Source organism: Aeoliella straminimaris, from assembly GCF_024054565.1.
Lineage (GTDB): Bacteria > Planctomycetota > Planctomycetia > Pirellulales > Lacipirellulaceae > Aeoliella > Aeoliella straminimaris.
Genome location: NZ_JAMXLR010000065.1, coordinates 93,098 through 107,498, shown reverse-complemented (window position 1 = coordinate 107,498; position 14,401 = coordinate 93,098). Strand labels below are relative to the sequence as shown.

The window sequence follows — 14,401 nt, the reverse complement described above, 5'->3', positions numbered from 1 at the left end:
AGTTTTGGGCCAACGTAGCGGAACATGCGGGGAACAACGCGAGGAGTTGTTCCGCACCCCTTGAGCGGTTTAGTCGAAAAAACAAGGGATAAACCAACCTGGGGGGAACCAAAATACCCGGAGTTTTGGGCCCATGGATTTACTTCCCCCAGAATGGGCCCAAAACCATCGTTGGCCCAAAACTACGGAGACTCCGATAGCCGGACCGCCACGCGGTCCGCGAAAGTCCTCCGTCTGGCGACGGAAGCTACGGGGGCCGTTGCTACGCAACGGTGTCGCTCAGACGCGTTCCAACTGCTGCGCCGGTGCAGCAGTGCGTACCGTTTCGGTGGTTGCGGGCTCGGGAATCGAGTGCTTTCCGCTCTCGCCGGCCCGCCGCCACAGCGAATTGAGCTCGGCCCACAGCGAGGGGCTTTCGGTCACGCGGTAGGGCGAGTCGGCCGGCAGCTCGGCCATCAGGCGGCGGTGCGCCTCGGCCAGCGAGTGGTACGGCATGCTGGGGAACAAGTGATGCAGCGCGTGGAATCGGAGTCCGACCGGCGCCCAGAGGATGTTCCACCATTTGCCGGCGGGGTAGTTTACCGAGTCGACCAATTGCTCGAGGAAGGACATTGTTTCGCCCTCTCCCAGCCAGCGATGGGCGGCCACGGTGCGGACGGCGTTGATCGTCACGACAGTCACTCCGGTGGCGTAAGCCTGACCCAGTACGAACCATGGCAGGCGGCCGAAGTACAGCAGCGCGGCGAAGGTCCAGATGAACAGGAAGCAACCGACTTCCTGCCAACGAATCATCCGCAGTACCCGCGCGGTGGGCAGCGGCCTGAGGTACATCGGGTCGATGATCATGCTCGACGCGTGGCGGTGCACCCAGGTGCGAATCGATGGATGGAGCCAGGTGAGTGGCGTGAGCACGCCGAAGCGGAAGATGGCCAGCGCCGGGATGATGAGGCTTTGCGCCAGGTAGGCGACGATCCACCACCGGCTGCGATGCGCCAGCGGCAGGTACTCGCCATCGTGCTGGGTGCCGTAGTGTCGGCGGCGATGATGGTCGACGTGCGTGTAGTAGACGAACGACGGAATTAAGAAAGGAATGCCGCAAAGCAGGTTCCAGACGATACGGAACGCGCGAAACTTGTCGTCCGGCAGGTGGACCAATTCGTGAATGAACAACCCCGCCCGGTAGATCAACAGGCACGACAACGCAAACAAGGCCCATCGTGCGGGCCAGCCGAGCCACTGCTCGCGGACCATGCGATAGGCGGCAATGCCCACCACCCAGGTGACCAACAGATCGGTCCAATAAATGGTGGGATTCGCGCGGAACTGGTTGCCGACAATTCGGCGGGCCTGAGCCATGGAGAATCGGCCACTGGTACGCTGCAGCAATTCAGCCGGCGTTCGTTGCGCAGAATAGGTGTTCATGGCAGTGGGGGCGAATACGGGGGCTTTTGCCATTATAGGCAAGCGAGGGCAGATGTGGCCCCCGCCCACCAGCGGCGATGGCCGGCAGGCCTCGGGTGCCGGCGGTGAAGGTGGGTAACTGCGCAGGGTGGCAGCACCGTTACGATCGGCTCGGAAGGTGCCGATTGTTGAGTCAAAGCCGCTGGATAGGTAAACTGCAGGGATGGCGCAAACCGATCTGGCATGCTGAGGGGTCGCTAGCTTCGCTGCCCGAATGTCGCCAGAATGCCGCCATAGCAAAAATCCTGATTGCCATGGTGGCGCTTCCCGGTCGAGTTGCGAAGATAAGCCGACTAGAGCGACCGGATAGCCACCTGTTTTGTCCCGTGCGCCCCTCCTCACCCGTGGCACGACTGACACCAAGGTAACCCCCGTTGGACGACGTACTGATAACTGGATTAGGCATTGTTTCCCCGATGGGTATCGGTTCGGAAGCGGTGCGCGCCAGTTTGAACAGCGGCCAGAGTGGTGTGACGGCCATCGACGACTACGAAAAGGCGGGGTGGGTGGCTCCCTATGGGGGGCAGGTGCTCGACTTCGACGCCAAGCAGTACGTCAAGCCGCGCAAGAGCATGAAGGTGATGGCCCGCGAGATTCAGATGGCTTTCGCGGCCGCGGAGATGGCCGCCGAGCAGGCGGGCGTTGCCGAAGGCTCTTTCGATCCCGAGCGTGCCGGCGTGGTGCTGGGCGCCGGGGCCATGTACTGCGACTTGGACGAACTGGTGGGGGCGTATCGCGTCAGTTCCACCGAGGGACAGTTCGACTTTGCCAAGTGGGGAGACGCATTCCGCGAGTTCTTTCCCCTATGGATGCTGAAGTACCTGCCGAACATGCCCGCCTGTCACATCGGCATTCGGCACGATGCACAAGGTCCGACCAACACCATCTCCAACGGCGACGTGTCGAGCCTTCAGGCATTGTCCGAAGCGGCTCACGTCATCCGCCGGGGTCAGGCGGACTTGATGTTCACCGGCGGAGTGAGTTCGCGACTGGCTATTACCGACCTGATCTGGCATCGTGGCGCTCGGCTTGCACAGGGGGACGCGCCGCCGGAGTCGATCAGTCGACCGTTCGACGCCCAGCGATCGGGCATGGTGATGGGCGAAGGGGCCGCGCTGTTCGTGCTGGAAAGTCGCAAACACGCCGAACGCCGCGGAGCGGTACCGCTGGCCCGGGTGGTGAGTACGTCGACTCGCTACCAGAAACTGGCCCACCAATACGATCCGCCTGACCAGGCCATTGCCACGGCGCTTGGTATCGCGCTGGAGCGAGCGGGAATGGCGGCGGCCGAGTTGTCGCACGTCAACGCCCACGGTTTGAGCACCGTGGAAGACGACCCCGTGGAGGCCGCCGCCATTGCCAGCGTGCTCGATGGTGCGGACGTGCCGGTAACCGCGGCCAAGAGCTACTTTGGCAACCTGGGTGCTGGCGGTGGGGCCGTGGAGCTGGCGGTGAGCCTGCTGTCGCTCGCCGAGGGGCAAGTGCCCGCGACGCTGAACCACGAGCAAACCGACCCTAGTTGTCCGATTCGCGTAGCGGCTAGTGCCGAACCGACCGACCGCCGGGCGTTTGCCAAGTTGAATCACACGCCGACCGGTCAGGCAGTGGCCACGATTATCGTGGCGGAGTAGAGTGGGCGTTCGGAGTCACTTCTGAACAATTTGCCCACAGAGGTCCACATCGTGCCCAGTCGAACCATCGTGGCTTTGCTGCTGGCTGTTCTGTTTTCGCCTCGCGTGACCATCGGGGCCGATGCGCCACCCAACTTCATCATCGTGTTCTGCGACGACCTGGGTTACGGCGACCTGGGTTGTTTCGGACACCCCACGATCCGCACGCCCAACCTGGATCGCATGGCGGAAGAAGGGCAGCGGTGGACCAACTTCTATGTCGGCGCGTCCATTTGCACACCGAGTCGAGCAGCACTGCTGACCGGGCGGCTTCCCATTCGCAGCGGCATGTGCTCCGACGTGCATGGGGTTTTGTTTCCCCGATCGTTGGGCGGTCTGCCGGCCGAAGAAATCACCATTGCCGAAGTACTTCGCGAGCAAGGCTACGCCACGGGTTGTGTGGGCAAATGGCACTTGGGTCATCTGCCGCAGTATCTGCCCACCACCCAGGGGTTCGATTCCTATTGGGGAATTCCCTACTCCAACGACATGGATCAGCAACCGGGCTTTCCTGGCTACCATAAACGGGCCCGCAGCGACGCCAACTACATGGCCACCATCGAGCAGTTCAACGTGCCGATACTCTCCGGCACACAGGAAGTGGAGCGCCCGGCCAATCAGCACACGCTTACCGAGCGATACACACAGCACGCTATCGACTTCATCCACGCCAACAAGGACCAGCCTTTCTTCCTGTATCTGGCGCACAATTTACCGCACATCCCGCTGTTTGCCGGCGACGCCTACGTTGGTAGCAGCCGGCGCGGCCTGTACGGCGACGTGGTACAGGAGATTGACGCCGGGGTAGGGCGGATTCGTGACACGCTGGACGAGCTTGATCTGAGTGACAACACGCTGATCGTCTTCACGTCCGATAACGGTCCGTGGCGAACCTTTGGCACGCATGGCGGTTCGGCCGGCTTGTTGCGGGCCGGTAAGGGAACCACCTTCGAAGGCGGCATGCGTGAGCCGACGATCTTCTGCTGGCCTGGACATGTACCCCCCGGCGTGCAAGCCGAGATGGGGGCGACCATGGACCTGCTGCCGACGTTTGCCGCGCTGGCGGATGCCGAGTACCCCGATGATCGCGAGCTGGATGGTTACGATCTGTCGGCCGTGTTGACCGGCAAAGCGGAGAAATCCCCTCGCGACCGCATGTTCTACTGGAGAGGGCAACAGTTGTTCGCCGTGCGGCAAGGTCCCTGGAAGGCCCATTTCGTGACGCGCGACCAGTACGAAGGCATGCCCAAGAAGAAACACGAAGTGCCACTACTCTATCATTTGGAGCACGACCCCGGCGAAAAGTATGACGTGGCGGCACAACAACCCGAAGTAATTGAGCAACTGACTGCCTTGGCAGACGCACATCGCGGTTCCATCGAACCGGTCAAAGATCAGCTTGCCGAGTGGGGTCCAGCCAAACCCAAACAGGAGGCAAATAAGTGAGCATGCAGCTAGGCGACCTGCGGAGTGAATATCACCAGGACGGTCTGTTAGAAGAGAACATGGCGGCCAATCCCGTCGACGAGTTCAAAGGCTGGCTCAGCCTGGCCATCGAGAATGCGCTGGGCGACTGGTACGAACCAACGGCCATGACGCTGGCTACGGTCGACAGCAGCGGCCGACCTGCGGCTCGCATTGTGCTCTTGAAAGAAGTGGACGGCGAGAACCGGTTCGTCTTCTTCACCAGCTACGCGTCGGACAAATCGGCCGAACTGGCCACCAATCCGCACGCTACGCTCGCCTTCTATTGGGGGCAACTGGGCCGCCAGGTCCGCATCGACGGCACCGTGGAGAAGACCGACCGCGAGACTTCGGCCAAGTACTTTGCCACCCGACCGCGATCCAGCCAGTTGGGCGCCGTGGCATCCGATCAGTCGCACGTCGTCGCTGGGCGCGAAGCCTTGGAAGCCGCCATGGCCGCGGCCGAGGCGAAGTACGAAGGCCAGGAAGTTCCCGTGCCCGACGACTGGGGCGGCTACCAACTGACGCCTACGCGATTCGAATTCTGGCAAGGCCGCATGAACCGCCTGCACGACCGAATTGTCTACCAACGCGAAGGGGAAGGGTGGAAGATCAGCCGCCTGGGGCCATGAACTTCCAAGCGAACTACCTGGCAACCTCCAACATGGGATGCAGCCCGTACAGGGTGAACTCGCGATCGCCGAGCAGTCGCTTGCGTGCAGCAGACTTGTAGAAGACCGCCACAGGTCACTCTCTCGGGTGACCCATGGCGGCTCAAAAACGGTGCTTGATTAGCTCCGGCGACGGCGGCAAACGGCCAGCCCAGCTACGCCGGCCAGGCCGAGCAGCGCGATCGACGAGGGTTCGGGCACGGTGGCCATTGCGCCGCTAACTACGTAACCTTCGTTGCCCGAGACGTAATTGCTTAGCGTGTCGCCAAACACCCAGTTGAAACCATAGGCTTCGTAGGTGCCGAGTTCATCCGGAGCCCCGCTGCCCACGCCATTGGCGGCGTTCATGATGTAGGTCGCATCGGGAGCTTCGATGGTTAAGCTGGCAACATCGGCAAATGTGAGCGGGTCGTTACCGAACATGTTGTGAACCCACGACGAGTCGGTGTTCCAGCCGGGCGTCTCGTAAACTTTGGCGGTCTTGTCGGCCAAGTCGTCGTAGCTCAGGTTGTACGACTTACTGCCATCCATGTTGTCGACAAACAACGACTGAAACGCAGGATTAGAGGGCTCGTTGGCAATCACGGCGTAGTTGCCCAGTCCGTCGGTGACCCAGATGTTAAAGTATGGCGCCACGGCCGGCCCCGAGCCCGCGGTGAATCGGGTCGTATCGTCGTGGCGGGTGATCGACAATTTGTTGATGTCGCCGATGGTGAATCCGCTTATGTCGTCGCTGCCTAAAGCTGCCTTCTGGCCACCTTCGTAGATGACAAATTCAGTGCCATCCGGCACGTAGTCGGTGTTGGACTGGATGGTAGGGGGATTCATGCTTCCATCGCGAATCACGAAGGAAGTAAATCCGGCTTGAGCGGCGCCGGTGGCTGCCAGCAGACCTAGGAGCGATGCAACACGAAGTAAAGATGCGGTCATTAGACTAGTTCCGGGTTTTGGGTTGCGTGTTCGAAACAGAGAAGAGGTGGAAAGAACGCGAAAGGGTGGAGATGCCGCCAGGGGGCGGTGTGCGACCCCCGGCGACCGTTCAGGAACCCGTTGCTAGGCCGCACGACGGCGATAGATGGCCAGTCCAGCCACGGCGGCCACGCCAACCAGGGCGATCGAGGCGGGCTCGGGTACGGCTTGGAAGTTCACGATGCCGACGCTTCCACTCTGCAGTTCAATACGCAGGCCATCGATGTAGCCATCAAACCCGTTCCAGCCGCTGTCGGTCTGCACGCTGATCATCTCCACCAACTCCGAACCAATGTCCGACTGCATTTCGGCCAGAGTGTTCTCGCCCACTAGCGGACCGCCACTGAAGGTCATGTCCGAGAACGTGGAGTACTCCACCCAGTTGCCGATGTCGGTGTGGTCGTGGTAGTTGTTGGTGACTTTGTATCCGTACCACCCCGCTGTGTCGTCAACGCCATCGGGACGCGTGTAGATCTGGATCCACCAGTCGCGGCCAGCCGGTGTGCCCGTGGGGCGCTTGGTGTAGTAGCTGATGTTGGCGATGTCGTTGATGGTCATCGTGGCCGCTTCGTCCGGAAACAGTGTTGTCAGGTAGTCGCCATCGGCCTGAAAGCGAGCGTGCCAGTTCGACTTGCCAGTAGCGGGGCCTTGCCACGAATCGGGACCAAGACCGATGGGGGCGTCGCCCAGATGATTGCGCGGCAGTTCCTCATCCGGCACCGTGTTGGGCAGCACGTCGATCGTAACCATGGTCGACATCGTGTTGGCGTGGGCCAAGGTGGCGAAGGTTGTTAGCGCCACTGCGGCAACTAGTGGAGTGAGCTTGTGAAGCGAGATAGTCATGGGAGAGTTCCAAAGGGGCAGGATGGGAGCATTAAGCGTGAGGTCGGAGTCATTGTGCTGGCGAGTGTTGCCTCAGGCCCAACGGCACCGGAGATAAACGGCCGAACCGAACAGGCCACCCAGCGTGCAGAGGGCCAGGCTACCAGGCTCGGGGACGGCGCTCAGCGAAGCGTTGTCCACCGCAATACCGCCATCGACGTTCACCAGCGTGAACCAGCCATAGCGATTGCCACCGACTTCGGTTGCCAGAATGTCAGCAAGGCTGTTGCGGGTCTCGGTGAACAGCAAGTTGCCAACGTCGTCGCGGAGATTCAGGTCGACCGCCAGAGTGCCGTCGCCAGCATCGTAGAAATCATGTTCGAAGGTGTACCAGCCGCTGTTGGCGACCTCGTAGTAATTCAGCGACTCGAGGTCCTCACGGGGCAGGGCGTTCGACGAATTGTTGCTGCCACCGACGAGCAACATGCCAGTCGAAGTGTCCTTAGTGACGTGAAAGATGAAGTCGCGTTGATGGTTGCCATCCGAGCCGTTGGCCGCCACCGAGTAGTCGAAGCCCTCGCCCGCCGTCCAGTTCGCATCGAGGTAGATATCCAACGAGGCGGTCATTCCTCCGGGCCATTCCGAGCGGTAACCATCGAAGCGGGTAAAAGGACCAACTGTGTCGCCAGCCGTGGCGCCATTGGGAGTATCGTCGGTGACCAACGCGTGATAGCTGCCGGACTTGGACATAATGCCATTGGTGCCGGAAGCAACTTGGCTGATGTCGCCGTAGCCGGCGTTGTCGTCGTCGTCGAACCAGCCACTGGTATCGGTTTCGAAATCTTGAGTGAAGACGACGGCCGCATTGGCCATCTGGGAGCCCACCGTGAAGGTGAGTAGTGCCGCGAAGCAAGGGAGGAAACGAGTCATTAGCATGTTCCTTGAGAATAGAGGGGGAGCGAGTATTAGAGCGATGCCATCGGGTGCTAGCGCGTGACCCGGACGGAAGGAAGAGAAGTTGCCATCAAGACGATGGTCGCGCTAGTCAGGCCGCTGAAAGAGCCACGCCTGTTTCAACGAGTAAAACTTGTCATTCGTGCGATTGGTGCACATTGGCGAATTCTGCTAGCGATCGAGGTGAATGGAACGAATGCGGCGAGCCAGCACAGCGGGCACGAGTTTCGTCTTCCGCGTTGTACGAGTTGCAAATCAGGTCACCCGGTACTCTCGGCCACCGCTTGGCCAGCTTCGAGTACAGGTCGAAGTCCGAAATGTCGTCGAGCTACCTCTTTACCAGGTACAGGCACGGTGCTTGGTATGAGGAAACCCTCGTGACCCGAGCGATCGTGGAGCTCATCGTCAACAGGGGAATCGGGGAGTCGCGGTAACTGAAGTGGTCTACCTTGTTCGCGATCGAATGGGATAACCTGCCGGGATTGGCGGGTGCCCTGGATCGGCGGTTGGGATTTTGCGGGTCAGTTGGCAGCGGAGTGTCCGAGTGCAAACTCGAAGCACGCACAGGCATGGAGCAACAGCAATGCCAATTCGCAAAAAAGGAGGAAGCAGCGGCGGTCGTTAGTCGTTGTTTTATAACGACTTAGGAGAAATCAGGGCGTCACGGCTGGCCACCGCGGAGGACCTTGGATGAGGCGAAATCACCCTACGCGTGAGGGCAGTTCGCCACGCCGCGGGGGACATTCCGGGGGCCCCGGCGCGCGTCAGCGGCAGGCTTGCTCGAACCGTTGCCTAGCCAAGTGGTGAGAGAAACTCGAAACCCTCGGTGTTATCGGTTTGCATCCAACCGATCGTATAACCCACCAATTGCGTGAGAGCTTCGTAGTCAACTACGAAGTGGAGTCCGTGGGCGCGAAACTTCAGATCATCCCCCTGGCTGGCGTTCATGGATTCGAACTGTAGATTGTAGCTCGCGCTGCCGTTGTCGAGCAGGTTGGCGAGAACTCGGATCCGAGTTTCAGCGGACGAAGTCCCCGCGTTTGCCATTCGACTGGATAACTCCTTCGCAGCCCTCTGGGTGATGGTCACGGGAGGGACTTCGAATTTGGTCTTCTTGAGTTCTTCGGCTGCTTGCCTGCGCGATGCCTCGAAATGTTGACGGCGCTCGAGTTGTTGCTGTTTGATTTCCAGTGCTCGGTGTTTCCATTCTTCGCGGAACTCGGCTTGCCAGAACGCCTGTGGAATGACAACCGATAGATAGCTCTGGGGGTGAGCGAGGATGGGGAGGATGCCCATCGCCAGCAGGCCCTCCGGAATATGCGCTCGAGGAACTGGGACAATGGTAGTCACCATGTCGAACCCTTCACTCAGAGAGTGCGGTACCTTCCAGTCGAGGGCGCGGATGTACTCGTCGGTGATCATCTCCGCCAGTTTCTGCTCGTCCTCCGCTGTCGGCATGGTGTCTTTTAGTGCGAAGATATTGGCTGCGGTGGCTTGCACCGTTGGGAGAGGAGCCACGCCAGCGGGGCAGTAGACCAACTGGGCAGGGCTCGTGTGAGGGTCCGCGGCATACAGGGTGGTGTTTGCTTGTACCACGGCCGCCCAGCGAACCACACCATCGCGAATGATTTCGTCCTCGTTTTGGTAAACGCGAGAGATCTCATCGTCGGGGCGAAGCTTCATCCGCTGCCCGGTGCGGATCGCCTGAACCAGTTTGCGGGTTCGCAGGGCCTGCATTAGACCAGTGCGTGGTGGATTGCCAACTTTGCGCTCGATCGCCAGCAGGATCTGGTTGGCATCCACCCTTGGTCCCCTCATGTTGGTCGCCAGTGATGCGCGGCTAGTTGTTCCGCGCCCGCATTGCACGATCGATGTCCCGCTGGACGTCCCGCTTCTTTTTGGATTCGCGTTTGTCGTACTGTTTCTTGCCGCGGCAGATACCCATCAGCACCTTGGCCCGGCCGCGGGTGAAGTACATTCTCAGCGGCACCAGCGTCAGATTCTTTTCGTATGCTTGCGCGGCGAACTTCTTGATTTCCCGCCGATGCATCAGCAGCTTTCGCCGCCGCCGCGGGTCGTGGTTCTGCACGTTGGCGAACGAGTACTCCTGGATGTCGAGCCCCATAAGCCACACCTCGCCCCGGTCGACGCGGCCGTATGCTTCGTCGATGCTCATCCGGCCTTGGCGAAGGCTCTTCACCTCGCTGCCTTGCAGCACAATGCCGCACTCCAGCGTGTCGAGCACTTCGTACTCATGCCGCGCCTTGCGGTTGTTGGCGATGAGTTTTTCGTTTTTATCGGCGTCGTCCTTCTTAGACTTCGCGGCACCTTTGTTCTTGGCCATAACTCTATTTTGACGCAAAGGGGCGAAGGCGGAAAGACGCGCGGGGGGCTGAAGCAACCAGACTGCTAATTTCGCCGAAACATCCGGAGCGCGAGCAGCAGCGTGGCGGCCGTGGCGACCCCCGCCAGCAGAAGCATCGTCGGCCCCACCACCCATCGCACCAACTCGTTTACCCAGACGGGAGCGTGCGGGTTTAGGTTCGCGCCCGCTACCTCGGCGAAGCTGCACACTACGCCGAGTAGCAGACATAGCAGGATTACGAGCACTCCCAAAACGACTGCAGCGACTTCCCGAGCCGCGGTGCCATTGCCGACGGGCACCGCGGGCTGAGTGTTGTCGGCGATTTTCGCCGCAGGTGCGTGAGCAGAAGCGTAGGGGTTCTCGGCCGGTGAGTGACCAGCAGGTTCGCCATGCTCTGCGCTACTTTGCACTTTGGGTGCTTGTGCGATGGTTTACTTCGGAGCGAAGATCGCCACGATGCGACGGCCGTGCATGGCCGGGCGCTGCTCGAGCTTGCTCACGGGTTCCAACTCGGCCGTGAGCTTTTCAATGAGCTTGAAGCCCTCGTCGACGTGGGCATTCTCGCGACCACGAAAGATAACGCTGAAGACGACCTTGTCTTTTTGGCCGAGGAACTTCTTCGCCCGATTGACCTTGGTCATGAAGTCGGCTTCGCCGATCTTCGGTCGCAGGCGGATTTCCTTGTTCTTGCTGTGGTGCGCGTGACTCTTGTGTTGCCGCTTTTTCTGTTGGTACTTGAACTTGCCGTAATCCATGATTCGGCAAACTGGCGGCTTCTCAGTGGGGGCAACTTCCACCAAGTCGAGCCCGACGTTGCGGGCACGGTCCATTGCTTCCTCGGTGGGAATGATTCCCAGCTGTTCTCCTTCCTCCGATATCACGCGGATCGGGGTGATTCGGATCTGCTCGTTGATCCGTTGCTGCTTGCGTTCGATTGCTACGTCTCCTGGGGGACAAAAAGTGTGGTGCTCGGCGCGCGCCGATGGACACGAAAGTATTGGTTATAATCGCTGGGAAAGTCAACGGATGGTGAACAAAATGGAACGTTTTCAGCAAGATTGAGGCCGTTTCTCCCCTCGATTTCTGACGAAGAGCCCAAGATGCCCAATTCCCGCCATCTGGCCCTCTTACGTGGTGTTAACGTCGGCGGCAGGAACTTGATCGCCAAGGACGAGTTGCGGCAGTGCTTCGAAACCATCGGGTTCACCGCAGTGCGGACCTATATTCAGAGCGGCAATATCCTGTTTCGCTCGGACAGTTCGGCACTCCGCGAGCTCACCAAACGGGTGGAAGCAGCCCTGTCCGAGCGGTTCGACTATCAGGCTCAGGCCGTGGTGCTGTCGCACGCCAAATACCAAGCGGCCGTGGCGGCGGCCCCGCCAGCTTGGGGCCAGGACGCGGCGTGTAAGCATTACGCGATCTTCCCCGTGGGCGGCATCACCCCCCAAAAGGTGCTAGCACAACTGCCCGAGCCGGACGCAGGTATTGAGACCGTTACGGTCGGCCCCGGTGTGCTGCTCTGGTCGGTCGACAACCGGCGGCAGCCACGGTCGACTTACGCTCGGTTGTCCAGACACCAGTTGTACAAGCAACTGACTATTCGCAATTCCAACACGACATTCAAGCTTCTCGAACTGTTCTCGGAAATCTGAGCGGTGCTCGAGACCGTCCACCTCGAGGCTGCCATGGCGACGCAGAATCCCTACCACCCGCCGCAGCACCAGGGCGGTAAACCTTCGCGGCCACGACCATGGTGCGGGCTGCTGATTGGCTTTGCCGTGGGCGCGTTGCCTCCTTTGGCACTGGGAGTTCGCGGGTGGTACAGCTTCGAGAGCTACGTGGCCTCGCTACCGCCGGGCACGGCCGTTTGTGGCAACGGCATGCTCGGCGTCCTGCTGCTCATCTTCTTTGTGGCGCCGGTCACGGGTTCTGCCGGTGCGCTGGTCGGCTGGGGTATCGCATCCTGGCGACGCTGATTGCCTTGTCTGGTCCGATTTCGTGTTGTTACGGTTTCCTGCCGTCGTGCCGTGTTGGTACGACATGTGCGTAAACGTTGGTGTACGGACTTCACATCCGACCAACCCCTGGAGCTAAGCTGATGAAAATCGTTACGACTGCCACAACCCTGGCCGCTTTGGTCGCCATTTGCCTGACTTTGGCATTGGCATCGCCTGCCGAAGCCCGTCGCCGTGGTCGCGCTCGGGTCTATGTGGGGCCTCGGGGACCAGCGGTGGTGGTTCGTACGCCAAGAGTCGGCTTCTACTACGGCGGTACGCCTTACCGCTCGGGTTACCGAGGCTACGCGCCGCGGCCGCGAGGCTTCTCCTACTACGGGCCCGGATCGGCTTACATCCCGCGTGGCACTTACGCACCACGCGGGCGCGTGTACCGTCATTATGATGACTATGAAGACCGGCGCGAGGATCTCGAGGACATGCGGGAGGACTACAAGGATTGGTTGGAGCACCGCGAGGAGCTGTACGAGGACCGCCGCGAAGAACTTCGCGAGCGACAGGAAGAGCGGTGGGAAGATTGGCGCGATCGCTGGGACGATTGATCCCGATCCGCTCGGGCGATCTTCTCCGGGTCAAACCACGAGTAGTAACTAAGCCCGGGGAGCTCGCCGGGGCCGCTGGCTCACGCGTTCGGTGGGCATCTCGCTTTCGCCGGTTGGCTTCTTGTCGGCCGACTGCTTCATCGCTTCGGCGATGGCTTCGGCCGCCACGCGGCGTTGGTCGGCATTGCCGCGGACCGAGCGTTCGAGTTCCACGTGCACGAACGTGCCACCCACGCTCCGCAAGTGCTTGCCCTGCTCGTTCTTGGTCGCTGCCAGCGACGAGAACCTCAGGCCGGGCGTACCCTGGTTGATCCACTTGTTGATGTCGTTGGAGGGTTGGAGCCGGTTGAAAGCGTAGCTATCGAGGCCGCGATCGGTGAAGCGATCGTTCAGCTCGACAATCTCGTCGACCACGTCGCCGCCGCCGGTCGACAGAATGGCCTTGGCGTTACGCGGGAATGGGTGCTTCTCCAGGGCGAAACCATGGATCTGCCACACGGCAACCTGGCCCATCGCCTCGGTCCAGGCAACGTGCACCTGATGGAACACCGAGTCGACCAGGTCGGGCACATCAGCCTTGTCCCGCTGCGCGCCAGCGAGCAGCAGACCCTTGGCTCCCTCGGCAAACACCATGGTGGCCACCTTCGCGCTGTTCGAGTCGTCCAGCGGGTGTGGGGCCTCGACCAACGCGGGCACTTTCGCCTGAGGGTTGTACAAGTAAGAGCCCCAGCCGCGGGGCGCGGACAGCGTGTTCAGATCTTCGCGCAGCAGAACGTAGTCCTGCTGGGTTTCTTCATCCACAAAGCGGACCACCTCACAATCCACTTGCTTGGCCAGCCGGGCGGCTTCGTCGACGTTGCCACCGGCTATGTGGCGACTGGCGCGGTGCAGCGTGGCCAGAGCGAACGACGGTTCGATGTATGGCCGGGGATCGCTGTGCGGGTGCCGCAGGAAGTACTGGCGGCTGGTCAATTCGCCTACCAGATTGTGCAGCGAACCGGTGACGGTAGGTACCGACTGTGCGGCACTAGGCGAGACGAGCACACCAACCAGCAGCAAGGCCGGCAGAATGTGCGATATGGAACACTTCTGGGTCATCACTCAATCCCTCCCTGGACGGAGTATAACTTGCGAGAAACGCGAGCGCGGTGTGCGGTGGGAATCCCCGGCGGGGTTGGCAACGGTTTTGCGGGATAGCACGCCTGTCGAGTGCGAGAATTATGTGTTGTCGGTCCAACTTCCAGCAATACCATTTTTTTCGTTAGCGATGCTTGTCGCGGTTGGATCGGTAATTTCTGAGCAAAATGCACCGCGGGCAACTCGGGGCATGGTCGGTGCGCACTTGCAGTCCGCCATGCGAGGCGTGTACAATCCAAGGTTCACCATTCATTTCACCTCCAAATTACGGGAGTCCAAGATTGGGTACGAAGAAGTCGGGTAAAGGTCGTCGCAAGTTGGGTCGCAAAAA

At 60.6% G+C, this 14,401-nt stretch carries 15 protein-coding genes; 6 read left to right on the top strand and 9 right to left on the bottom strand.

Going from position 1 to position 14,401, the window contains the following annotated elements:
- Positions 1-279: 279 nt before the first annotated feature.
- On the bottom strand, positions 280-1,455 hold the full coding sequence (locus NG895_RS19700; protein WP_252854240.1) for a fatty acid desaturase family protein: 1,176 nt from the start codon (positions 1,453-1,455) through the stop codon (positions 280-282).
- A gap of 380 nt (positions 1,456-1,835) precedes the next feature.
- Between NG895_RS19700 and NG895_RS19695 the strand changes: the two genes are divergently transcribed.
- The 3 genes from NG895_RS19695 to pdxH are packed head-to-tail and all read left to right on the top strand — an operon-like array spanning position 1,836 to position 5,227.
- A complete protein-coding gene (locus NG895_RS19695; RefSeq protein WP_252854239.1) occupies positions 1,836-3,092 on the top strand; it encodes a beta-ketoacyl-[acyl-carrier-protein] synthase family protein in 1,257 nt (418 codons plus the stop codon).
- A 51-nt stretch (positions 3,093-3,143) separates the two neighbouring features.
- On the top strand, positions 3,144-4,577 hold the full coding sequence (locus NG895_RS19690; protein WP_252854238.1) for a sulfatase family protein: 1,434 nt from the start codon (positions 3,144-3,146) through the stop codon (positions 4,575-4,577).
- 2 nt (positions 4,578-4,579) lie between these two features.
- Positions 4,580-5,227: a pyridoxamine 5'-phosphate oxidase gene (gene pdxH, locus NG895_RS19685; RefSeq protein WP_252854246.1), complete on the top strand. Its 648-nt coding sequence runs from the start codon at positions 4,580-4,582 to the stop codon at positions 5,225-5,227.
- A 159-nt stretch (positions 5,228-5,386) separates the two neighbouring features.
- Here the strand turns inward: pdxH and NG895_RS19680 are convergent, their stop codons facing one another.
- The 7 genes from NG895_RS19680 to infC all read right to left on the bottom strand — a co-directional run bounded on the left by NG895_RS19680 (position 5,387) and on the right by infC (position 11,311).
- Complete coding sequence (locus NG895_RS19680; RefSeq protein ID WP_252854237.1) at positions 5,387-6,196, bottom strand: PEP-CTERM sorting domain-containing protein; 810 nt, start codon at positions 6,194-6,196, stop codon at positions 5,387-5,389.
- A gap of 123 nt (positions 6,197-6,319) precedes the next feature.
- Positions 6,320-7,078, bottom strand: a complete 759-nt coding sequence (locus NG895_RS19675; protein ID WP_252854236.1) for a PEP-CTERM sorting domain-containing protein — start codon at positions 7,076-7,078, stop codon at positions 6,320-6,322.
- 72 nt (positions 7,079-7,150) lie between these two features.
- On the bottom strand, positions 7,151-7,987 hold the full coding sequence (locus NG895_RS19670) for a hypothetical protein (protein WP_252854235.1): 837 nt from the start codon (positions 7,985-7,987) through the stop codon (positions 7,151-7,153).
- An 816-nt stretch (positions 7,988-8,803) separates the two neighbouring features.
- The gene (locus tag NG895_RS19665) at positions 8,804-9,829 is read right to left on the bottom strand and encodes an iron-sulfur cluster assembly accessory protein (RefSeq protein ID WP_252854234.1); all 1,026 of its coding nucleotides are present in this window, start codon (positions 9,827-9,829) and stop codon (positions 8,804-8,806) included.
- 22 nt (positions 9,830-9,851) lie between these two features.
- A complete protein-coding gene (gene smpB / locus NG895_RS19660; protein WP_252854233.1) occupies positions 9,852-10,355 on the bottom strand; it encodes an SsrA-binding protein SmpB in 504 nt (167 codons plus the stop codon).
- 65 nt (positions 10,356-10,420) lie between these two features.
- Positions 10,421-10,786, bottom strand: a complete 366-nt coding sequence (locus NG895_RS19655) for a hypothetical protein (RefSeq protein ID WP_252854232.1) — start codon at positions 10,784-10,786, stop codon at positions 10,421-10,423.
- 21 nt (positions 10,787-10,807) lie between these two features.
- Positions 10,808-11,311: a translation initiation factor IF-3 gene (gene infC, locus NG895_RS19650; protein ID WP_341871472.1), complete on the bottom strand. Its 504-nt coding sequence runs from the start codon at positions 11,309-11,311 to the stop codon at positions 10,808-10,810.
- A gap of 165 nt (positions 11,312-11,476) precedes the next feature.
- Here infC and NG895_RS19645 point away from each other — a divergent pair, with 165 nt between their 5' ends.
- From NG895_RS19645 to NG895_RS19635, 3 genes are all read left to right on the top strand, one after another.
- Positions 11,477-12,028, top strand: a complete 552-nt coding sequence (locus NG895_RS19645; protein WP_252854230.1) for a DUF1697 domain-containing protein — start codon at positions 11,477-11,479, stop codon at positions 12,026-12,028.
- Positions 12,029-12,031: 3 nt separating this feature from the next.
- Positions 12,032-12,352, top strand: a complete 321-nt coding sequence (locus NG895_RS19640) for a hypothetical protein (protein ID WP_252854229.1) — start codon at positions 12,032-12,034, stop codon at positions 12,350-12,352.
- 122 nt (positions 12,353-12,474) lie between these two features.
- Complete coding sequence (locus tag NG895_RS19635) at positions 12,475-12,933, top strand: hypothetical protein (protein ID WP_252854228.1); 459 nt, start codon at positions 12,475-12,477, stop codon at positions 12,931-12,933.
- 48 nt (positions 12,934-12,981) lie between these two features.
- Here the strand turns inward: NG895_RS19635 and NG895_RS19630 are convergent, their stop codons facing one another.
- Entirely contained in the window at positions 12,982-14,031 is a 1,050-nt protein-coding gene (locus NG895_RS19630) for a hypothetical protein (protein ID WP_252854227.1), read from the bottom strand.
- Positions 14,032-14,401 lie beyond the last annotated feature (370 nt).

Bases quoted from the DNA above. Each gene is read 5' to 3' on its own strand.
- NG895_RS19700 (WP_252854240.1), bottom strand. From the start codon at position 1,455: ATGGCAAAAGCCCCCGTATTCGCCCCCACTGCCATGAACACCTATTCT.
- pdxH (WP_252854246.1), top strand. From the start codon at position 4,580: ATGCAGCTAGGCGACCTGCGGAGTGAATATCACCAGGACGGTCTGTTA.
- NG895_RS19680 (WP_252854237.1), bottom strand. From the start codon at position 6,196: ATGACCGCATCTTTACTTCGTGTTGCATCGCTCCTAGGTCTGCTGGCA.
- NG895_RS19675 (WP_252854236.1), bottom strand. From the start codon at position 7,078: ATGACTATCTCGCTTCACAAGCTCACTCCACTAGTTGCCGCAGTGGCG.
- NG895_RS19670 (WP_252854235.1), bottom strand. From the start codon at position 7,987: ATGACTCGTTTCCTCCCTTGCTTCGCGGCACTACTCACCTTCACGGTG.
- NG895_RS19665 (WP_252854234.1), bottom strand. From the start codon at position 9,829: ATGAGGGGACCAAGGGTGGATGCCAACCAGATCCTGCTGGCGATCGAG.
- smpB (WP_252854233.1), bottom strand. From the start codon at position 10,355: ATGGCCAAGAACAAAGGTGCCGCGAAGTCTAAGAAGGACGACGCCGAT.
- NG895_RS19645 (WP_252854230.1), top strand. From the start codon at position 11,477: ATGCCCAATTCCCGCCATCTGGCCCTCTTACGTGGTGTTAACGTCGGC.
- NG895_RS19635 (WP_252854228.1), top strand. From the start codon at position 12,475: ATGAAAATCGTTACGACTGCCACAACCCTGGCCGCTTTGGTCGCCATT.
- NG895_RS19630 (WP_252854227.1), bottom strand. From the start codon at position 14,031: ATGACCCAGAAGTGTTCCATATCGCACATTCTGCCGGCCTTGCTGCTG.